Source organism: Microbacterium marinilacus, from assembly GCF_019753765.1.
Taxonomy (GTDB): domain Bacteria; phylum Actinomycetota; class Actinomycetes; order Actinomycetales; family Microbacteriaceae; genus Microbacterium; species Microbacterium marinilacus.
The window spans coordinates 21,748-41,423 of record NZ_JAIJZW010000016.1; the positions used below are offsets into that span (position 1 = coordinate 21,748).

A 19,676-nucleotide genomic window follows, 5' to 3' on the forward strand; every position below is an offset into this window, starting at 1 on the left:
CCTGTCGCCTTACTGCGCGGCCTCGAACAGCGCCAGCACCTCGGCCTGCGGGTCGGTGAGGGTGAGGGTCACGACCGGACGGCCGTGCTCCGCGAGCACCGCCGCGTCGCCGGCGGCCTGCGCCTCGATCAGCTGACCGAACGTGAACGGACGATCGGGGATCTCCACGTCCGTCTCCGTGCGCTCCGTGATCTGCAGGAACACGCCCTGCGCGGGCCCGCCCTTGTGGTACTGACCGGTGGAGTGCAGGAAGCGCGGCCCCCAGCCGAACGTGGTCGGCCGGCCGGAGTCGGCGGCGACCATCTCGCGCAGGCCCTGCAGCTGCGGGACCTCGAGACGGTTCACGTAGGCCTGGATCGACACGTAGCCGTCTTCGGGCAGCGCCGCCCAGAGGGCGTCGAGCACGGCCTGGACCGTTCCGCCGGTCGCGAGCGACGGGTCGCTGACGCGCACCTCGACGCCCGACTCGACGAACGCCGGCGCGGTCGGCTCCGGACGCGCGTCCAGAAGTCCGCGTGCCGCCACCTTCGCCGACTCGACGTCGGGCTGGTCGAACGGGTTGATGCCGAGGAGACGGCCCGCGATCGCGGTCGCGTACTCCCACACCACCAGCTGGGCGCCCAGCGTGCCGCTGACGAGGATCTCGCCCGGGTGGCGGTGCTCGACCTCGTCGGCGTCGTCCACGAGGCGCACGATCTGGAGGTCGGCGGGCTTCGTGTCGAGCTCGGGGGAGACGGGCAGCAGCACGACGGGCAGGATGCCGGTGCCCTGCTTGCCGGTGGACTCCGCGATGAGCTGCTCGATCCAGTCGGGCAGGCCGACGATGTGCGTGCCGTCGGTGATCAGGCCGAGCTTGTCGCGGCGGGACGTGCCGTCGGGCGTCAGCGTGCCGGCGATGGCCGCCCCGAGGGCGAGCGCCGGGTTCTCGGGGGCGTCGATGGCGACCTCGAGCAGCGAGGCCTCGGCCTCGTCGAGGAGCGCATCGATGTCGACGCCGGCCAGACCGGACGGCACCAGGCCGAACGCGGTGAGCGCCGAGTAGCGGCCGCCGACCGACGGGTCGGCGTTGAAGACGCGGTAGCCGGCGGCGCGGGCGGACTCGTCGAGAGGTGAGCCGGGGTCGGTGACGACCACGATCCGCTCGGCCGGGTCGATGCCCAGGTCGCGGAACGCCGCCTCGAAGGCGCGGCGCTGCGAGTCGGTCTCGACCGTGGAGCCGGACTTGGACGACACCACGAGCGCCGTGCGCTCGAGGCCGCCGTCGAGGGCGGCGAGCACCTGGCCGGGTGCCGTCGAGTCGAGGATCGTCAGCTCGACGCCCTCGGTCTGCGTGATGACCTCCGGGGCCAGGGACGAGCCGCCCATCCCGGCCAGCACGAAGCGGTCGACGCCCTTGGCGCCGAGCTCCTCGCGTAGGGCGACGATGTCGGCGACCAGAGGTCGCGAGACCGTCACAGCCTGCACCCAGCCCAGCCGCTTGCCGGCCTCTTCCTCGGCGTCGGGGCCCCAGAGGGTCGTGTCGAGGTTGGTGATGCTCGACGCGACGTAGTCAGCGATCAGGGCGGGAAGATGCGTCGCGACCGCCGTCTCGGCGTCGCCGGAGACGCGGATCGAGAAGGTCACGCGTCCGCTCCCTTCGCAGCGTCCTCGAGCGCGTCCTTGACGGTCTGCTGGAGGTCGTGCCACGAGGCGATGAACTTGTCGACGCCCTCGACCTCGAGCACCTCGGTCACGTCGACCAGGTCGATGCCGACGTCGGCGAGCCGGTCGAACACGTCGTGCGCGTCGGCGTAGGCCGCCGTCACGGTGTCGCCCGTGATCTCGGCGTGGTCGAACGTCGCCTCGAGCGTCTTCTCCGGCATCGTGTTGACGGTGCCGGGGGCGACGAGGCCGGTCACGTAGAGCGTGTCCGGCAGTGCCGGGTCCTTCACCCCGGTCGACGCCCACAGCGGGCGCTGCACGTTCGCACCGGCGGCGACGAGGTCGGTCGCCCGGCTCTCCGCGAAGCGCTTCTCGAACAGCTCGTACGCGAGTCGTGCGTTCGCGAGGCCGGCCTTCGACGACAGCGCCTTGGCCTCGTCGGAGCCGATCGCGGCGAGGCGCTTGTCGACCTCGGTGTCCACGCGCGACACGAAGAACGACGCGACCGAGTGGATCTTCGACAGGTCGAGGCCGGCTGCCTGCGCCTTCTCGAGGCCCGCGAGGTAGGCGTCGATCACGAGGTCGTAGCGCTCGAGGCTGAAGATCAGCGTGACGTTGACGCTGATGCCGGCGCCGATCACCTCGGTGATCGCGGGGATGCCGGCGAGGGTGGCGGGGATCTTGATGAGCACGTTGTCGCGGTCGACCGCGGCGTGCAGCTCCTTGGCCTGGGCGACGGTCGCGTCCGTGTCGTGGGCGAGATCGGGGGAGACCTCGATCGACACGCGGCCGTCCACGCCGCTCGTGGCGTCGTAGATCGGACGGAAGATGTCCGACGCGTCGCGGACGTCGGTGGTCGTGATCGCGAAGATCGCGTCGTCGACCGATGCGCCGGCCGCCGCCTGCGCGGCGATGGCCTCCTCGTAGCCGATACCGGCGCTGATCGCGCCCTGGAAGATCGTCGGGTTGGTCGTCACACCGGTGACGTCGCGCGTCTCGATCAGCTGGGCGAGGTTGCCGGTCGTGATGCGCTGGCGCGAGAGGTCGTCGAGCCAGATGCTCACGCCCTGGGCGGCCAGGGCGGCGGTGGGGGTGCTCATGCGTTCTCCTTGAGGGTCTCGCGCGCCGCGGTGACGACGGCCTCGGCGGTGATGCCGAACTTCTCGAAAAGGGTCTTGTAGTCGGCCGAGGCGCCGAAGTGCTCGATCGAGACGGAGCGGCCGGCGTCGCCGACGATGCCGCGCCAGCTGAGGCCGAGACCGGCCTCGACCGAGACCCGTGCCTTCACGCCCGACGGCAGCACGCTCTCGCGGTACGCCTCGTCCTGCTCGGCGAACCACTCCAGCGACGGCGCCGACACGACGCGGGCGTTCACGCCCTCGGCGGCCAGCGTCTCGCGCGCCTCGACGGCCAGCTGCACCTCGGAGCCGGTCGCGATCAGGATCACGTCAGGCGTGCCGCCCGGCGCCTCGGCGAGCACGTAGGCGCCCTTCGCGGCCAGCGCCGCGGAGGCGAACGCGTCGCCGGAGGCTTCGCCATCGCCCCGCTCGAAGACGGGGATGTTCTGGCGGGTGAGCGCGATGCCCGACGGTCCCTTGCGGCGGCGCAGGATCTCGAGCCAGACGGCCGCCGTCTCGTTCGCGTCCGCGGGGCGGACGACCGAGAAGTTCGGGATCGCCCGGAGCGCGGTCAGCTGTTCGATCGGCTGGTGCGTCGGACCGTCCTCGCCGAGCGCGACGGAGTCGTGCGTCCAGACGAAGATGCTCGGGATGTCCATGAGCGCTGCGAGCCGCACCGACGGGCGCATGTAGTCGCTGAAGATCAGGAACGTGCCGCCGAAGGCGCGGGTGGGCCCGTGCAGCACGATGCCGTTCACGATCGCGCCCATGGCGTGCTCGCGGATGCCGAAGTGCAGCACACGGCCGTAGGGGTTGCCCGTCCACTCGCCGGTCGACCACTCGTCGGGGATGAACGACGGGGCGTTCTTGATCGTGGTCAGGTTCGACTCGGCGAGGTCCGCCGAGCCGCCCCAGAGCTCGGGAAGGCGCTCGGCGAGGGCGTTGATGACCTGGCCCGATGCGGCACGGGTCGAGACGTCCTTGCCGGTCTCGAAGACCGGAAGCGCGGCGTCGAGGTCGGCGGGCAGCTCGCCGGCCTGCAGGCGGTCCCAGAGCGCCTTGCGCTCGGGGTTGGCCGCGGCCCAGGCGTCGAACCGCTCCTGCCACTCGGCCTTGACCTGCTGTGCGCGCTCGGAGAGCGAGCGCGTGTGCGCGATCACGTCGTCGGCCACCGCGAACGTCTGCTCCGGGTCGAAGCCCAGGACCTTCTTGGTCGCCGCGAGCTCGTCCGCGCCGAGCGCGGAGCCGTGCACCTTGCCGGTGTTCTGCTTGCCGGGGGAGGGCCATCCGATGATCGTCTTGAGCACGATGATCGAGGGCTTCGAGGTCTCGGCCTTCGCCGCCTCGATCGCGCTGAACAGGGCCGGGACGTCCTCGACGTACTCGCCGGTCTTCTTCCAGTCGACCGTCTGCACCTGCCAGCCGAGCGCCTCGTAGCGGGCGGCCACGTCCTCCGTGAAGGCGACGTTGGTGTCGTCCTCGATCGAGATCTGGTTCGCGTCGTAGATCACGACGAGGTTGCCGAGCTGCTGGTGGCCCGCGAGCGAGGACGCCTCGTTGGTGACGCCCTCCTGGATGTCGCCGTCCGACGCGATCACGTAGATGTGGTGGTCGAACGGGCTCTCGCCGGCGGGCGTCTCCGGGTCGAACAGGCCGCGCTCGTATCGCGCCGCGTACGCGAAGCCGACGGAGGAGGCGAGGCCCTGGCCGAGCGGGCCGGTGGTGATCTCGACGCCGTCGGTGTGGCCGTACTCCGGGTGACCCGGCGTGAGCGAGCCCCAGGTGCGCAGCGACTTCAGGTCGTCGAGCTCGAGGCCGAAGCCGCCGAGGTAGAGCTGCACGTACTGCGTGAGCGACGAGTGGCCGGCCGACAGGATGAAGCGGTCGCGCCCGGGCCAGTGCACGTCGGCCGGGTCGTGTCGCATCACCCGCTGATACAGCAGGTAGGCCGCGGGGGCCAGGCTCATCGCCGTGCCGGGGTGGCCGTTGCCGACCTTCTCCACGGCGTCCGCGGCAAGAGCGCGGGCCGTGTCCACGGCGCGCCTGTCGATCTCATCCCAACGCAGTTCCGTCACCGGATGCCCTTTCGTGGTGGGGTGGTGCGCCCGGCGGGCCGCTCGGCGATCGCGCCCGTTGGGGGCGGACGTGCGGGTGCACGGGTGGAGCAGCCGGCGCGAGGCGCGCGTGTGACCCCAGCATAGCCCCGGGGGCCCTCGCCGGATCGTGCCGGGTGACGGAGCGTGACGGCGCCTCGCGGGCGCGTCGGCGGCGCTTCGCGGCGTGCGGCATGCCCTAGAATCGAAAGGTCGTTCACGAGGTCTACGAGGAGAGGGTCGCCATGTCGACGATCGCGCCGGAGGCCACGAGGTCGACGGGTCTCGGACGCAAGATCCGGGCGTACGTCGCGCTGACGAAGCCGCGCGTCCTCGAGCTGCTGCTCGTCTCCACGGTGCCGGTGATGTTCCTGGCGCAGGGCGGCCTGCCGAACCTCGGCCTGGTGCTCGCCACGGTGATCGGCGGGTCGCTCAGCGCCGGGTCCGCGGCGGCGTTCAACATGTACCTCGACCGGGACATCGACGCGCACATGCAGCGCACCGAGAACCGCCCGATCGTGACGGGGGAGATCTCGCCGCGCAACGCGCTCGTGTTCGCGTGGACGCTTGCGATCGTCTCCACCGGCTGGTTCCTCCTCACCACCAACCTGCTGACGGCCGCGCTGTCGGCCACGGCGATCTTCTTCTACGTGGTCATCTACACGATGATCCTCAAGCGCCGCACCGAGCAGAACATCGTGTGGGGCGGGATCGCAGGCTGCTTCCCGGTGCTGATCGGGTGGGCCGCGGTCGCGAACTCGCTCGACTGGGCCGCCTTCATCCTCTTCGCGCTGGTGTTCCTCTGGACGCCGCCGCACTACTGGCCGCTGTCGATCAAGTACGCCGCCGACTACGCCAACACCGATGTGCCGATGCTGGGCGCGACGCGGAACGGCGCCCAGGTCGGTCTGCAGATCATCCTCTACGCGTGGGCCACCGTCGCCTGCTCGCTGCTGCTGATCCCGGTGGCGGGCATGGGACTGGTGTACTCGGTGTCGGCGCTGGTCTTCGGCGGCTGGTTCCTGTACGAGTCGCACCGGCTCTACAACCGCACCGTGCTGAGCGCGGCGGCCGGAGACGGCACGACGCCGGGACCGATGCGGGTGTTCCACGCCTCGATCACGTACCTGACGCTGGTGTTCGTCGCGGTCGCGATCGACCCGCTCCTGCCGTTCTGACGCCGCGCTGAGCCTCCTTCGCTCGCGCCGAAAGCTCGCGGCCGGGAGGGGATCGGTCGGTCAGCCCGCTGCGGCGTCGCGAGACGCCTGTGAGCGGGCGGCGTCTCGGGCTTCCGGCGCGAGCGCCGCGCGCACGACCTCCGTGCCGAGCGCCTCGATGCGATCGGCGTCGGCGACCGGCAGCCCTGCGTCGGTGATCACGGTGTCGACCTCGTCCAGGCCCAGCACCCGGTACTTCGCGTACCGGCCGAACTTGCCGCTGTCGGCGAGCAGCGCCACGGACGTCGCCGACGCCAGCGCCGCGCGCTTCGGGTCGATCTTCGCCTCGACCGGCGTCGTGACGCCGTGGCGCACGTCCCACGAGCTGGAGGAGAGCAGGGCCAGGTCGAGCGAGAGCTCGGAGAGCGTGATCGTCGCCAGGCGGCCGATCATCGACTGGTTGTCGCGGTCGATGCGTCCCCCCACGCAGATCAGGTCGGCACTGGGATGGTCGAGGAACGACAGCAGCGTGCCGAGGTCGTTCGACACGATGGTGAGATCGCGGCGATGCTCGAGGTGGGGGCGCACGGCCTGCACGGTGGTCCCGGCGTCGAGGTAGACCGTCATCGAGTCGGACACGAGGTCTGCGGCGGCGCGGGCGATCGCCGACTTCTGGGGGAGCTCGGCGACGGCCTTGTCCGCCCGCGACGGCTCTGCGTCGAGGCGCGCGATGGCGGCCGCCCCGCCCTGCGTCGCGCGCAGCCGGCCCTGCTCGGCGAGGGCGGCGACGTCCCGTCGGGCGGTCATCTGGCTCACGCCGAGCAGCTCCGTGATCTGGCGGTAGCTGAGCACCTCCTCCGCCCGGAGGTGCCGCAGGATCTGCTGCCGCCGCTGCTCCGGGATGAGCGATGTCGTCCGTGCCATCTGTCCTCCCGCGCTCAGTCTATGGTCGGCGGCGTCCAGGGGCTGTCCCACCGCTCGGCGAGCTCGCGGACCTGTGCGGGGTCGAGCTCGTTGCGCGGACGCCCGGCGGTGAGCAGGGCGATGCGGCACGCCTCCTCGAGCTCGGCCGCGCGTTCGACGGCCTCTTCCAGCGAGGCGCCCGCGACGACCGCCCCGTGGTTCGCGAGGAGCGCGGCACGGAGCGGCCAGCGCGCGTCGCGGATGTCGGCGCCGAGCGCGGGATCGCCGGGATGCCGATAGGGGAGGAGCGGGGTCTGGCCCACGCGCATCACGAAGTACGGGGTCAGCGGCGGGATCGCGCTGTGCTCGCGCCACGGTGCCAGGCACGAGAGGGCGACCGCCTGGGGCGAGTGCACGTGCACCACCGCACGGTGGCGCTCGTCGCGCGCGTACAGGCCGAGGTGCAGCGGCGTCTCCTTCGACGGGCGGGCGCCGCCCAGGTGGGTGCCGTCCAGGGCGGTCTCCGTCAGCGCCTGCGGCGTGAGCGCGCCGAGCGAGGCACCGGTGCCGGTGATGAGGAGGCGGTCGCCGTCGAGCACGCTGATGTTCCCGCTCGATCCCGGGCTGAGCCCGGCCTCGACGACGGCGCGCCCCGCGGCGATCAGCTGTTCTGCGGCGTTCATGCGAGGGCCTCCCAGGCGTCCGTGAACAGCTCGGTGCGGCCGAAGTTGCCGCTCTTGAGGGCGAGCGCGATGCGCCGTCCGCCGGACTCCGCCGCCGCCCAGCACACGCCCGGCGCGAGCTCCGGCCCGATGTGCAGGACGCCGACCCCGAGCTCGCGCACGACGGCACCGCTGCTCTCCCCGCCCGCGACGACCAGGGCCGAGACCGCCCCGTCGGCGACGAGCAGCGCCGCTGTGCGTGCGAGGACCTCCTCGACCACAGGCGACACCGCGGTGCCGTCGAGAGAGGCTCGGACGTCGTCGCGGCTGCGAGCCGCACAGACCACGGGCACGCTGTCGGCGTCCTGGTTGAGCGTCCAGGCGGCGAGCTCCGCGGCGGTGGCCGCGGGGTCGGCGACCGCCGCCGCGAGGTCGATCTGGCGGACCGGCTGGGTGCGGGCCGCGTGCTCGATCTGAGCAAGGGTGGTGCGTGAGACGCTGCCGCACAGAACGGCTCCCCGCCCCGTGGCGGGCGGTGCCCACAGGGTGTCCGGCCGGTGCGGACCGGGGATGCCGAGCGCGAGCCCGGACCCGCCCGAGACGAGGGGGTGCTGCCCGGTCGCCGCCCCGATCGCGCGCAGATCGTCGTCGTCGATCGCGTCGACGACGACGTAGCGGGCCTCGGCGGCGTCGAGAGCGGCGCGCAAGTCGTCGGCGCCGGCGCGCACGGTGGCGTGGTCGATCTCGGACACCTCGGCGGGGGTCTGAGGGCGCAGCAGGTCGGCGACGCGGGACCGGGTCATCGGGGTGAGCGGGTGGTTGCGCATCGAGGAGTGCTCGAGCAGCTCGCGGCCGACGAAGAGGTGCCCCTGGTAGACGGTGCGGCCGTTCGCGGGCAGCGATGGGACGACCACGGTGCGCGCGGTGCCCAGGGCGTCGCCGACGGCGTCGAGCACCGGGCCGATGTTGCCCTCGTCGGTGGAGTCGAACGTCGAGCAGTACTTCACATAGAAGCGGTCGGCGCCCCAGCCGCGCAGCCGCCCGAGGGCGTCCAGCGATGCACGGACCGCCTCCGCGGCGGGTGCCGTGCGGGTCTTCAGCGCGACCACGACCGCGTCTGCCGCTCGGGCCTCCTCGGGCGCGAGCTCCGCGTCCTCGATCACGACCGACACGCGGTGCCCGGACCGTCGCAGCATCGTCGCGAGATCCGTCGCGCCCGTGAAGTCATCGGCGATCGCTCCCAGCACGCCGCTCCTCTCTGCATCGCGGGAACGGCCCCGCGCTGCGCGGCGGATGGTCCCGCCGACGGTGACAATCACACCGCATGTGATGATTTGGTGCAAATTTGTATGAAAGTGGAATCTCTGGCACAGTGGCCCGGACCCCACTCGAAGGCCGAGCCGGGGCACGAAGAACGGGACGACGGTGATCCTCACGCACTCCGCTCGCGGCAGAGCCCCCATCCGCATCGCGCTGACCGGCGCCAACGGCGGCTACGGCCGCACCTTCCTCGCCCAGCTGTCCTCGACGCCGGAGATCGTGCCGGCCGTCCTCGTCGATCCCGACATCGACGGCGTGCGACGCATGCTCCACCAGCTGGGCGTCGATGCCGACCGCATCGTCGAGTCGCAGGACGCGGACGAGCACGATGTCCCCGGCGCGTGCGCGCCGGGGACATCGTGCTCGTCCCCGGCGCGGACGCCGTCGACTGGTCCCAGGTGGACGTGCTCGTCGAGGCCTGCGGCCGCGTGTCCCACGGCTACCGCTACGCCTCGTCGGCGCTGGAGAACGGCGCGCACGTGGTGATGGTGAGCAAGGAGGTCGACACCGTCGTCGGCGTCGAGCTGAGCGCGCGCGCCGCGGAACGCGGGCTCAGCTACCTCCCCGGCGACGGCGACCAGCCGGCCAACCTCCTGCGCCTGCTCGACTGGGTCTCCGCCGTCGGGCTCGACATCGTCGCGGTCGGGAAGTCCGGCGAGTACGACCTCGAGCTCGACCCCGCCACCGGCACGGTGACGCAGGCCGGCGTCTCGGTGCAGGCTCCCGAGCTGGGCGACCTGCTCGAGCTCGGCGACGACGTGCGTGCGACCCTCGCTGCCCGTGCCGACGCGGTGTCCGGGCTGAAGCGCGCCGCCGCAGCCGACTCGTGCGAGATGACCGTCGTCGCCAGCCGCATCGGGATGCCGGCGGACGTGGAGGCGATGCACTACCCCGTGGCGCGGATCGACGAGCTCGCCGACGTCTATGCCGCCCGCGCGGACGGCGGCCTCGTCGCCCGCGACGGCGTGGTGGACGTGTTCTCCGCTCTGCGGCTGCCGGGGGAGGCGAGCTTCGCGGGCGGCGTCTTCGCCGTCGTGCGCACCGGTGACCGCCTCACCTGGGACACGCTCCGCGGCAAGGGGCACGTGCTCAGCCGCGACGGACGCTACGCCTGCGTGTACTGGCCGTACCACTACATGGGCGTCGAGACGCCGCTGACGGTGCACGCCGCCGTCGACCGTGCGCCCGCCAGGCCGGCGCGATGGACGACCCTGCTGGCCGCGAGGGCCACGGACGAGCTGCCCGCCGGCACGCCGTTCGCTGTCACGGGCCACCATCACGAGATCGCCGGCGTCGCGCCGGTGATGATCGCCCCCGACGCCGCCGCGGCGCCGTACTACCTGCTGGACGGCGCGCGTCTGCGCCGTCCCGTGGCCGCCGGCGAGCTGATCGGCCTCGACGACGTCGAGGGAGCCGACCCGGGCGCCCTCGACGCATATCGCGCGGGCGTCGCCCGCACCGCACACACGAACGGAGTGAATCGATGACGATCTGCACCAGGCGAGCGCCGCAGCGCGCTCTCGCCCGAGGGGAGCGCGCGTCGTGACCGCCGAGATCATCGCCCTCATCGGCCTGGCGGCGGTGTTCGCCATCTCGTCGCTGCGCAACGTGCACATGGGCGCCCTCGCGCTCGTGGCCGCCTTCGTCGTCGGGATCGGCGTGGTCGGCGAGGGGCTCGACGATGTGCTCGGCGGGTTCCCCGTCGACGCCCTGGTGATCCTGCTCGGCATCACGTATCTGTTCGGCATCGCCCGTGAGACCGGCACCATCGACTGGCTCGTGGACCGTTCGCTGGAGTTCATCGGGGACCGGGTGGCTCTGCTGCCCTGGGGCCTGTGGCTCATCGCCACGGCCGTCGCCTGCCTCGGCACCTCCCACGCGGCGTTCGCGGTCGTCCCGATCGCGATGAGCCTGGCGCACAGCCACCGGATCAACTCGACGATGATGGGCATCGCCATGAGCTCGGCGATCGTCGGAGGCGCGCTCGCCCCGACCAGCATCGTCGGCATCACGGTGCAGACGGTGGCATCGTCCGCCGACCTGCCCTACAACGCCGGCCTGATGTTCGCGCTGTCGGTCGGCGTGAACGCGCTGGTGGTCGCGGCGGCGTTCTTCATGTTCGGCGGACGCGAGCTGATCGCCCGCTCCCGTGGCGGGCGCGACGGCTCGACCGGATCCGCGTCGTCGACGGGCGGGGGCGCCGTGCAGACGGCGACCAAGACCCGCACCCGGCTCTCGGCCCTCCAGGCCACGGTGATCGTGTCGATCCTCGTGCTGATCGGCGGCTTCTTCCTGCTCACGCAGCTCGACGTCGACGTGAACCTCGGTGTCGTGGCGCTGACCATCGCGGTGATCATCGCCCTCATCGACCCGGGTGTGGGGCGCAAGGCGATCGGCCGTGTGGACTGGAGCACGATCCTGCTGCTCGGCGGCATCATCACCTACGTCGAGGTGCTGACGCGCCTCGGCGCCATCGACCAGCTCGGCGAGGCCGCGCGCTCGGTGAGCCAGCCGCTCGTGGCGGCATTCGTCATCTGCGTGATCGCCGCGCTCGTGTCGGCCTTCGCGTCGACCATCGGCATCATCGGCGCGCTGATCCCCCTGGCGGTTCCGCTCCTCATCCCGGGCGGCGGGCTCGAGACGACGGGCTTCATCTACGCCCTGGCGATCTCGGCCTCGCTGGTCGACTGCGCGCCGTTCGGCACCACCGGCGCGACGATCGTCGCGTCGACGGTGGAGGAGGACCGCCCTCGCGTGAACCGGAACCTGACGATCTGGGGGCTGTCGATGGTCGTCATCGGCCCCGTGGTGACCCTGGCCACGATGGTCGTGCCGTTCCTCTGGGCTTAGGCGCCGCGCGACCCCGGCCCCGCTCCGCCGCCCTCATGCGGTGGGGAGCGGGGCCTCTCGCATGCCGGCACGGGTCGTCCGACGGCCGCGGAGCGCCCGTGCGACGCCGACGGGAGGTAGCGTGTTCGCGATGACTGCGACAGAGCCGGAAGCCGGCGCCCTGCGACGGTGGCCGGCCTTCTGGGTCTGCGCCGGCGTGGCGAGCCTGACCATCCTCGACATGACCAAGGTCAACGTCGCGCTGCCCTCGATCGAGCAGGCCTTCGAGGTCGGGTCGACCGAGCTGCAGCTCGTGCTGTCGGGGTACGTGCTCGCGATGGGGCTGCTGCTCGTGCCGATGGGTCGCGTGGGCGACCAGCGGTCGCGCCGCACGCTCTTCGTCAGCGGCCTCACGCTGTTCACCCTCGCGAGCGTGCTGTGCGCGCTGGCGCCGAACGCCGAGGTGCTGCTGGTCGGCAGGCTGGTGCAGGGCATCGCGGCCGGCATCCACATGCCGCAGGTGATCGGGCTGATCCAGCAGCTCTTCCCCGGCAAGGAGCGCGGCCAGGCGTTCGGCCTGTTCGGCGCGACCATCGGCCTCGCGACGGCGTTCGGGCCGATGGTGGGCGGGCTCTCCATCGCGATCGGCGGGGTGGCGGACGGCTGGCGCGGTATCTTCTGGATGAACCTGCCGCTCGGCGCGATCGCCGTGGTCTTCGCGCTGCGGCTGCTGCCGCGCGATCGCGGCTCGGGGCGCCGACTCACCCTGGACCCCGTCGGGATCGTGCTGTTCGGCGGCGCCGTGCTGGCGCTCATGCTGCCCTTCCTCTTCACGACCGGTGCGCCGGACGACCCGGCGGAGCGGTGGTGGAGCCTCGCCGGGTTCGCCGTGCTGCTGATCGCCCTCGTCCTCTGGGAGCGGAGCTACGAGGCGCGGGGCAAGGCTCCGCTCCTGCCGCTGAGCCTGTTCGCGGTGCCCTCGTTCCGCAACGGGGCGGTCGTCGGCACCGCCTACTTCGCGGCCATGCCGGCGATGTTCCTGCTCACCACGCTGTTCCTTCAGTCCGGCGTGCAGCTCACCGCGCTCACCGCGGCCTTCGTGACGATCGGCTTCGCGCTCACGAGCTCGGTCTCATCCTGGCTGGGCGGCCGCCTCGTCGCCCGCCGCGGCCGGGGCCTGGTCGTGCTCGGGGTGTCGGTGATGCTCGTAGGGGTGGCCGGCATGGTCCTCGCCGCTCTCCTGCTGCCGCCGGGGGCCGTCGGCCCCGTGATGGCGGCGATCATGATCGTGAGCGGCATCGGTGGCGGTTTCGTGATCTCGCCCAATCAGACCCTGATGTTCTCCGAGGTGCCGGTGCGGCAGGCCGGCCTCGCCGGATCGGTCGGACAGCTCGGGCAGCGGATCGGCTCGGCCATCGGGATGGCGATCGCCCTGTCGCTCTTCTATTCGACGCTGTACCGCGAGCGCGGCGAGGTCGCCGATCTCGTCGCGTACCACGACGGGTACGCGCTGGGCATGGCGTCCGTGGGTGCGTTCCTCGCGCTGGCGCTGGCGGCGGGCATCGCCGACCTCGCCCAGCGACGTCGCGCGGGCGACGCGCCGGGCGAGGCCTGAGGCGCCATCGCGATCAGCCCCGCGTCGTAGGCGCGGGGTCGACGACGTCATCCTCGGCGACCGGCTTCTCCGGCGCCTCGGCGGCGTCCTTCGTCTCCGGGACGACGGGCTCGTCGGCCGGGGACTCGTCCTCCGCCACGGGCTCGTCCTCGACCGGGGCGGGCCCCGCGGCAGAGGCACGGGGGATCAGGGACGACGCGGCGGCCAGGGCGAGCGTGAGCGCCAGTCCGATGGCACCGGCGCCGGCCAGCGCGGCGCCCAGCGTCACCCATGCCTGCCCGGAGTACACCTCGACGCCGGTGGCCGTGTTGTCCAGCAGGGTCGAGGTCATGGTGTCGATGTTCGGCACCGTCAGCGCGATGCCGGAGGCGAGGGTGCCGGCCGATCCGGCGAAGAGCAGCCAGAACGGGATGCTGCGGCGCAGCAGCGGGCGAGGGGCGGGCAGGGTGCGGGGGCTGGTCATGTTCCTCCTCGTAGGGCACCGGGGTGCCGGGTGGTGCCGGGTTCGGCGGCCACCCACCCTCCCCGCCGATCCCATGCGGCCCCGATGCGATGGCTGTGCATCCGCTGGGCGCGCGTGCGGTCGCGATCCGGCGGCCGGTGCCGTGGTCAGGCGACCGCGCCGGCGATAGCCTGGCGGCGGAAGGAGGGTCCATGTTCTCGTATGACCCGTACGCCGAGCTCGCCACCCTGCGGGACTTCGCGCCGCTCACCCTCACCAGCACCGACATCGCGCACGGCCAGCCGCTGCCGCGCGCGCAGTGGGGATCGGCGGGGGGAGGCGCGGACACCTCGCCGCAGCTCAGCTGGTCGGGCGCCCCCGAGGGCACGCGGTCGTATGCGCTGTCGTGCTTCGACCCCGATGCGCCGACCGGATCCGGCTACTGGCACTGGGCCGTGTACGACATCCCCGCCGACGTGACGTCGTTCGCGGCCGGGCGCACCGAGGCCGGCATCGCGCTGAAGAACGAGGCCGGCGTCGCGGGCTACATCGGCGCGGCCCCGCCGCCCGGAACCGGGCTGCACCGCTACTTCTTCGTCGTCGACGCGCTGGACGTGGAGAGCCTCGACCTCCCCGACGGCGCGACGCCGGCGGTGCTCGGGTTCAACCGGCACTTCCACTCGCTCGCCCGAGGCATCCTGGTGCCGACGGCGACGAACGACTGACGGCCGGGTCTACTCCGCCGGTGCGGCCACCGGACGCTTGAGGCGCAGGACGACCACCGTGAAGGCGGCGGCGGACAGCGCGGCGAGCACCATGTGGATGCCCACGAGCAGCTCGGGCAGGCCGTTGCGCGCCTGCACGACCCCGACCGCGACCTGCACCGCGATGACCACGAGCACGGCCGCCAGCCAGCGGCGCGGGGAGAGCCGCCGCATCCACGCCGCCACCGCGAGCACCAGCACGAGGGCGAGGAGGACGTAGCCCGGCCAGGCGTGCACGTGCGCGAGGACCGTGGCGTCGAAGCCCGTGCGGATCACGTCCGCGTCGCCCGAGTGCGGGCCGTTCCCGGTGGTCAGCACGCCGAACGCGATCGTCACCGCGAGCACCAGGGTCGTGACGTGCGTGACGACGGCGAACCACAGCGGCACGGCGCGCTCGCGCGGACCGGCGACGGCGTACGCGCGCACGAGATACGCGGCGGTGACGCACACGAGCACCACGGACGACGTGTAGTGGAAGCCGACGATGAACGGGTTGAGCCCCGTGAGCACGGTGATGCCTCCCACGAGCCCCTGCGCGACGACGCCGATGACGACGAGCCAGGCCAGCGTGACGAGCTCGCGGCGGGCCCGCACGGCGCGGACGGTGACGTAGGCGGCCGCGACGCAGGCCAGCAGGGCGGTCGTGACGGCCAGGACGAAGGCCGGCGCTCCGAACGCGTTCGCGATCGCGTACACGGCGCCGGCCGCGACGAGCCCCCCGAGCGCGAACCACCCGACGACGGCGAGCTGGCGGCGCGCGCCGAGGCGCAGCAGGGTGAGGACCAGCACCGCCAGCGCGAGCAGGCCGACGACCCCGGTCATCGTGCGGTTGCCGAACTCGATGAAGCCATGGATGCCGAGGTCCTGGGTGGGCACGATCGACTCCGGCGTGCACAGCGGCCACTCGGAGCAGCCGAGGCCCGATCCGGTCAGCCGGACGGCCCCGCCGGTGCCGATGATCAGCACCTCGGCGAGGAACGAGAGCCAGGCGAGGACGCGCAGCGGGCGGCCGAGCACGGCGGGCGCGGGGGCGGCGGGCGCGGCGGGGGGAGCGGCGGTGTCGGCGGACATGCGGGTGAAGCCTCCTGGTGGCCCCGTGCGGCGGGTCCGGCACGGCCGTGCGGGGAGCGGCGGGCGGACCGCTGCGCTCGGGCGCGGACGGAGCCCCGTGAGGGGCGGAGCCTGTAGAATCGGTTGATGCAGCGGATGCGCGCGAGGACCCTCGCGGCGCCGCTCCAAGTCTAGGCGCGAGTTCCTCGCGTCTCGTTTGAAGGCCCACTACGACATCCCTCCCGGCTCGCCGGAAGGGGCGCCGGAGCGGCTGACACCGTCTGAGGCCTGAAGAGGAGAGTGTGACGCCATGTCGGATGTGCTGATCGACCGCCCGGAGCTCGAAGGTCTGGGGGTGTACGAGTTCGGCTGGCACGACCCCGATGCGGCGGGCGCCAGCGCGAAGCGCGGCCTCAACGAGGCCGTCGTGCGGGACATCTCCGCGCTCAAGAGCGAACCCGAATGGATGCTCAAGACCCGTCTGAAGGGTCTCGACCTGTTCGGCAAGAAGCCGATGCCGACGTGGGGCGCCGATCTCAGCGAGATCGACTTCGAGAACATCAAGTACTTCGTGCGGTCCACCGAGAAGCAGGCCCAGTCGTGGGAGGACCTTCCGGAGGACATCCGCAACACCTACGAGAAGCTCGGCATCCCCGAGGCCGAGCGTCAGCGTCTCGTGGCCGGCGTGGCGGCGCAGTACGAGTCGGAGGTCGTCTACCACCAGATCCGCGAGGACCTGGAGGAGCAGGGCGTCATCTTCATGGACACGGACACCGCGCTGCGCGAGCACCCCGAGTTCTTCGAGGAGTACTTCGGGACGGTCATCCCCTCCGGCGACAACAAGTTCGCGGCGCTGAACACGGCCGTCTGGTCGGGCGGGTCGTTCGTGTACGTGCCGAAGGGCGTCCACGTGGAGATCCCGCTGCAGGCCTACTTCCGGATCAACACCGAGAACATGGGGCAGTTCGAGCGGACCCTGATCATCGCCGACGAGGACTCGTACGTCCACTACATCGAGGGCTGCACCGCCCCGATCTACAAGACGGACTCGCTGCACTCGGCCGTCGTCGAGATCATCGTGAAGAAGAACGCCCGCGTTCGCTACACGACGATCCAGAACTGGTCGAACAACGTCTACAACCTCGTGACCAAGCGCGCCGTCGCGCACGAGGGCGCGACCATGGAATGGGTCGACGGCAACATCGGCTCGAAGGTCACGATGAAGTACCCGTCGATCTTCCTGATGGGCGAGCACGCCAAGGGCGAGACCCTGTCGGTGGCGTTCGCCGGACCGGGCCAGCACCAGGATGCCGGCGCGAAGATGATCCACATGGCGCCCTACACGCAGTCGTCGATCGTGTCGAAGTCGATCGCGCGCGGCGGCGGTCGCGCCGGCTACCGCGGCGAGGTCCGCGTCGACGCGAACGCCCACCACTCGGCGAACACCGTGCGCTGCGACGCCCTGCTGGTGGATACGATCTCGCGCTCCGACACGTACCCGGCCATCGACATCCGCGTCGACGATGTGCAGCTCGGCCACGAGGCGACCGTCTCGAAGGTGAGCGAGGAGCAGCTGTTCTACCTCATGTCGCGCGGCATGCCGGAGGACGAGGCGATGGCGATGATCGTGCGCGGCTTCATCGAGCCGATCGCGCGCGAGCTGCCCATGGAGTACGCCCTCGAGCTCAACAAGCTCATCGAGATGGGCATGGAAGGTAGTGTCGGATGACCCTTCATCTGACGATGAGAGGACTGGTCGCCTGAGATGACGACGTCGACGACGGCGCCGGAGACGGCGCAGGACACGCACGCCCACGTGGACCCGGCGGCACAGGTGGCCGCCGCGGAGTCCGGCACGACCGTGCCGGTGCAGACGCGCTCCGAGCGGCTGCGCTCGTACGAGCCCGGCGACTTCGGTCGCCCCACGGGCCGCGAGGTCAACTGGAAGCACGCCCCGGTGGCGCGTCTCGCCCCGCTGTTCGAGCCGGCCGAGTCCGGCGACGGCGTGACCGTGACGGTCGCGGCGGGAGCCGAGTACGTGGGCGAGCCGCTGAAGGCCGACGACGCGCCGCGCGGCGAGTTCTTCGTGCCCGAGGACCTTCCCGCCGCGCTCGCCTGGCAGGGCGCCACGGAGGCGCTGCACATCCGCGTCCCCCGTGAGGCCGAGGTGGACGCGCCGATCGTGGTCGAGCTGACGGGCCAGGGCGCGGAGCGCCGCGCCGACGGTCACCTCGTGATCGAGGCGCTCGAGCACAGCAAGGCGACGGTCGTGCTCCGTCACACGGGTTCCGCGCGGTACGCCCAGAACGTCGAGATCATCGCGCGGGACGGCGCCAGCCTGACCGTCGTCTCGGTGCAGCAGTGGGCGGACGACGCGGTGCACGCGGCGGCGCACCAGACCCGCGTCGACCGCGACGCCTCGGTGCGTCACGTCGTCGTCAGCTTCGGCGGCGGGGTGGTGCGGGTCAACCCGAACCTCGAGCTGTCGGGCGCCGGCTCGCACGGCGAGATGTTCGGCCTCGCGTTCAGCGACTCCGGCCAGCACCTCGAGAGCCAGGTCTACCTGCACCACAAGGGCGTCGAGACGACGGGCGACGTGCTCTACAAGGGTGCGCTGCAGGGCGAGAGCGCCCGCACCGTCTGGATCGGCGACGTGCTGATCGGCCCCGGCGCGACCGGCACCGACTCGTACGAGGCGAACCGCAACCTGGTGCTCACCAACGGCGCGCGTGCCGACTCGATCCCGAACCTCGAGATCCAGACCGGCGACATCAAGGGAGCCGGCCACGCGTCGGCCACCGGCCGTTTCGACGACGAGCAGCTGTTCTACCTGCAGGCTCGCGGCATCGCCGAGGACGAGGCCCGACGCCTCGTGGTGCTCGGCTTCCTCTCGGAGATCGTGCAGAAGATCGGCATCCCCTCGCTCGAGGAGGAGCTGACAGCGCTCATCGAGAAGGAGCTGGCCGAGGGAGCCGCGGCGTGAGCGCGACCCGCGTCTGCGCCCTGAGCGACCTCGAGCAGGACACCCCGCTCAAGGTCGACGTCTCGGGCGTCGCGATCGCGCTCGTGCTGGACTCCGCCGGCGAGGTGCACGCCATCGGCGACACCTGCACCCACGGCGACATCTCCCTGTCGGAGGGCTTCGTCGAGGGCGACACGCTGGAGTGCTGGGCCCACGGCTCGGCGTTCTCGCTGCGCACCGGCAAGCCCCTGAACCTCCCCGCTTACGAGCCCGTCCCGGTCTTCGTCGTCGAGATCGACGGAGACGACGTGCTCATCGACCCCACACGCAAGAAGGAAATCTGAACATGGCTGTCCTCGAGATCCGCGACCTCCACGTCACGGTGGAGACCGATGAAGGCACGACCCCGATCCTCAACGGCGTGAACCTGACGGTGCGCTCCGGCGAGACCCACGCGATCATGGGCCCGAACGGCTCGGGCAAGTCGACCCTGGCGTCGACGATCGCCGGCCACCCGAAGTACACCGTCACGAGCGGCACGATCACGCTCGACGGCGAGGACGTGCTCGAGATGGCGGTGGACGAGCGCGCCCGCGCCGGCCTGTTCCTCGCGATGCAGTACCCCGTGGAGATCCCGGGCGTGACGGTGACGAACTTCCTGCGCACCGCGAAGACCGCCATCGACGGCGAGGCCCCCTCCCTGCGCACCTGGACCAAGGAGGTCAAGGAGGGCATGAAGAACCTGCGCATGGACGACAAGTTCGCTCAGCGCAACGTCAACGAGGGCTTCTCCGGCGGCGAGAAGAAGCGTCACGAGATCCTGCAGCTGGAGCTGCTGAAGCCGCAGCTGGCGATCCTCGACGAGACCGACTCGGGCCTCGACGTCGACGCGCTGAAGATCGTGTCCGAGGGCGTGAACCGCGCCAAGGAGAGCACCGGCCTGGGCGTGCTGCTCATCACGCACTACACGCGCATCCTCCGCTACATCAAGCCGGACTTCGTGCACGTCATGGTCAAGGGCGAGGTCGTCGAGGAGGGCGGCCCCGAGCTCGCGGAGCGCCTCGAGAACGAGGGCTACGAGGGCTACTTCGCCCCCGGCGAGCCGGTCGAGGCGTAGGAT

General features: G+C 71.6%; 17 protein-coding genes. 9 read left to right on the forward strand and 8 right to left on the reverse strand.

Annotation, left to right across the window (positions count from 1 at the left end; translation table 11 throughout):
• Positions 1-9 precede the first annotated feature (9 nt).
• From K5S26_RS17395 to tkt, 3 genes are read right to left on the reverse strand one after another with little or no spacing between them, the layout of a single operon-like run.
• A complete protein-coding gene (locus K5S26_RS17395; RefSeq protein WP_221860560.1) occupies positions 10-1,623 on the reverse strand; it encodes a glucose-6-phosphate isomerase in 1,614 nt (537 codons plus the stop codon).
• Entirely contained in the window at positions 1,620-2,741 is a 1,122-nt protein-coding gene (gene tal / locus K5S26_RS17400) for a transaldolase (RefSeq protein WP_221860562.1), read from the reverse strand. Before tal ends, K5S26_RS17395 begins: the two co-directional genes overlap by 4 nt.
• The gene (tkt, locus tag K5S26_RS17405; protein WP_221860565.1) at positions 2,738-4,834 is read right to left on the reverse strand and encodes a transketolase; all 2,097 of its coding nucleotides are present in this window, start codon (positions 4,832-4,834) and stop codon (positions 2,738-2,740) included. The genes tal and tkt overlap by 4 nt, the downstream gene beginning before the upstream one ends.
• Before the next feature lie 263 nt (positions 4,835-5,097).
• Here tkt and K5S26_RS17410 point away from each other — a divergent pair, with 263 nt between their 5' ends.
• Positions 5,098-6,030 (forward strand): heme o synthase, encoded by a 933-nt coding sequence (locus K5S26_RS17410; protein WP_221860568.1) that lies wholly within the window; start codon positions 5,098-5,100, stop codon positions 6,028-6,030.
• A gap of 60 nt (positions 6,031-6,090) precedes the next feature.
• On the opposite strand, the gene K5S26_RS17415 is transcribed toward K5S26_RS17410, so the two are convergent.
• Genes K5S26_RS17415 through otnK form a run of 3 tightly spaced genes read right to left on the reverse strand, consistent with a single transcriptional unit; the run spans position 6,091 to position 8,821 of the window.
• A complete protein-coding gene (locus K5S26_RS17415) occupies positions 6,091-6,933 on the reverse strand; it encodes a DeoR/GlpR family DNA-binding transcription regulator (protein WP_221860570.1) in 843 nt (280 codons plus the stop codon).
• 14 nt (positions 6,934-6,947) lie between these two features.
• Positions 6,948-7,595 carry a class II aldolase/adducin family protein gene (locus K5S26_RS17420; RefSeq protein ID WP_221860572.1) on the reverse strand — a complete coding sequence of 216 codons (648 nt, stop codon included), beginning with the start codon at positions 7,593-7,595 and terminating at the stop codon, positions 6,948-6,950.
• Positions 7,592-8,821, reverse strand: coding sequence for a 3-oxo-tetronate kinase (gene otnK, locus K5S26_RS17425; RefSeq protein ID WP_221860574.1), 1,230 nt, complete (start codon positions 8,819-8,821; stop codon positions 7,592-7,594). The genes K5S26_RS17420 and otnK overlap by 4 nt, the downstream gene beginning before the upstream one ends.
• A 414-nt stretch (positions 8,822-9,235) precedes the next feature.
• Here otnK and K5S26_RS17430 point away from each other — a divergent pair, with 414 nt between their 5' ends.
• The 3 genes from K5S26_RS17430 to K5S26_RS17440 all read left to right on the forward strand — a co-directional run bounded on the left by K5S26_RS17430 (position 9,236) and on the right by K5S26_RS17440 (position 13,338).
• Positions 9,236-10,381 carry a homoserine dehydrogenase gene (locus K5S26_RS17430; RefSeq protein WP_246604211.1) on the forward strand — a complete coding sequence of 382 codons (1,146 nt, stop codon included), beginning with the start codon at positions 9,236-9,238 and terminating at the stop codon, positions 10,379-10,381.
• Between the two features lie 55 nt (positions 10,382-10,436).
• Complete coding sequence (locus K5S26_RS17435; protein WP_221860576.1) at positions 10,437-11,744, forward strand: SLC13 family permease; 1,308 nt, start codon at positions 10,437-10,439, stop codon at positions 11,742-11,744.
• A 130-nt stretch (positions 11,745-11,874) separates the two neighbouring features.
• The gene (locus tag K5S26_RS17440; RefSeq protein WP_221860578.1) at positions 11,875-13,338 is read left to right on the forward strand and encodes an MFS transporter; all 1,464 of its coding nucleotides are present in this window, start codon (positions 11,875-11,877) and stop codon (positions 13,336-13,338) included.
• Between the two features lie 13 nt (positions 13,339-13,351).
• On the opposite strand, the gene K5S26_RS17445 is transcribed toward K5S26_RS17440, so the two are convergent.
• Positions 13,352-13,801, reverse strand: a complete 450-nt coding sequence (locus K5S26_RS17445) for a hypothetical protein (protein WP_221860580.1) — start codon at positions 13,799-13,801, stop codon at positions 13,352-13,354.
• A gap of 191 nt (positions 13,802-13,992) precedes the next feature.
• On the opposite strand from K5S26_RS17445, the gene K5S26_RS17450 reads away from it, so the two are divergent.
• Positions 13,993-14,505: a YbhB/YbcL family Raf kinase inhibitor-like protein gene (locus tag K5S26_RS17450; protein WP_221860582.1), complete on the forward strand. Its 513-nt coding sequence runs from the start codon at positions 13,993-13,995 to the stop codon at positions 14,503-14,505.
• A gap of 9 nt (positions 14,506-14,514) precedes the next feature.
• On the opposite strand, the gene K5S26_RS17455 is transcribed toward K5S26_RS17450, so the two are convergent.
• The gene (locus K5S26_RS17455) at positions 14,515-15,615 is read right to left on the reverse strand and encodes a COX15/CtaA family protein (RefSeq protein ID WP_221860584.1); all 1,101 of its coding nucleotides are present in this window, start codon (positions 15,613-15,615) and stop codon (positions 14,515-14,517) included.
• Positions 15,616-15,904: 289 nt separating this feature from the next.
• Between K5S26_RS17455 and sufB the strand changes: the two genes are divergently transcribed.
• From sufB to sufC, 4 genes are read left to right on the forward strand one after another with little or no spacing between them, the layout of a single operon-like run.
• On the forward strand, positions 15,905-17,323 hold the full coding sequence (gene sufB / locus K5S26_RS17460) for a Fe-S cluster assembly protein SufB (protein WP_221860586.1): 1,419 nt from the start codon (positions 15,905-15,907) through the stop codon (positions 17,321-17,323).
• Positions 17,324-17,359: 36 nt separating this feature from the next.
• On the forward strand, positions 17,360-18,577 hold the full coding sequence (sufD, locus tag K5S26_RS17465; protein ID WP_221860588.1) for a Fe-S cluster assembly protein SufD: 1,218 nt from the start codon (positions 17,360-17,362) through the stop codon (positions 18,575-18,577).
• Entirely contained in the window at positions 18,574-18,900 is a 327-nt protein-coding gene (locus K5S26_RS17470; protein ID WP_221860590.1) for a non-heme iron oxygenase ferredoxin subunit, read from the forward strand. Before sufD ends, K5S26_RS17470 begins: the two co-directional genes overlap by 4 nt.
• Before the next feature lie 2 nt (positions 18,901-18,902).
• Positions 18,903-19,673 carry a Fe-S cluster assembly ATPase SufC gene (gene sufC / locus K5S26_RS17475; RefSeq protein ID WP_221860592.1) on the forward strand — a complete coding sequence of 257 codons (771 nt, stop codon included), beginning with the start codon at positions 18,903-18,905 and terminating at the stop codon, positions 19,671-19,673.
• Positions 19,674-19,676: the final 3 nt, after the last annotated feature.

Bases quoted from the DNA above. Each gene is read 5' to 3' on its own strand.
- K5S26_RS17450 (WP_221860582.1), top strand. From the start codon at position 13,993: ATGTTCTCGTATGACCCGTACGCCGAGCTCGCCACCCTGCGGGACTTC.
- K5S26_RS17455 (WP_221860584.1), bottom strand. From the start codon at position 15,615: ATGTCCGCCGACACCGCCGCTCCCCCCGCCGCGCCCGCCGCCCCCGCG.
- tal (WP_221860562.1), bottom strand. From the start codon at position 2,741: ATGAGCACCCCCACCGCCGCCCTGGCCGCCCAGGGCGTGAGCATCTGG.
- K5S26_RS17415 (WP_221860570.1), bottom strand. From the start codon at position 6,933: ATGGCACGGACGACATCGCTCATCCCGGAGCAGCGGCGGCAGCAGATC.
- K5S26_RS17410 (WP_221860568.1), top strand. From the start codon at position 5,098: ATGTCGACGATCGCGCCGGAGGCCACGAGGTCGACGGGTCTCGGACGC.
- K5S26_RS17440 (WP_221860578.1), top strand. From the start codon at position 11,875: ATGACTGCGACAGAGCCGGAAGCCGGCGCCCTGCGACGGTGGCCGGCC.
- sufD (WP_221860588.1), top strand. From the start codon at position 17,360: ATGACGACGTCGACGACGGCGCCGGAGACGGCGCAGGACACGCACGCC.
- K5S26_RS17445 (WP_221860580.1), bottom strand. From the start codon at position 13,801: ATGACCAGCCCCCGCACCCTGCCCGCCCCTCGCCCGCTGCTGCGCCGC.
- sufB (WP_221860586.1), top strand. From the start codon at position 15,905: ATGTCGGATGTGCTGATCGACCGCCCGGAGCTCGAAGGTCTGGGGGTG.
- K5S26_RS17420 (WP_221860572.1), bottom strand. From the start codon at position 7,595: ATGAACGCCGCAGAACAGCTGATCGCCGCGGGGCGCGCCGTCGTCGAG.
- sufC (WP_221860592.1), top strand. From the start codon at position 18,903: ATGGCTGTCCTCGAGATCCGCGACCTCCACGTCACGGTGGAGACCGAT.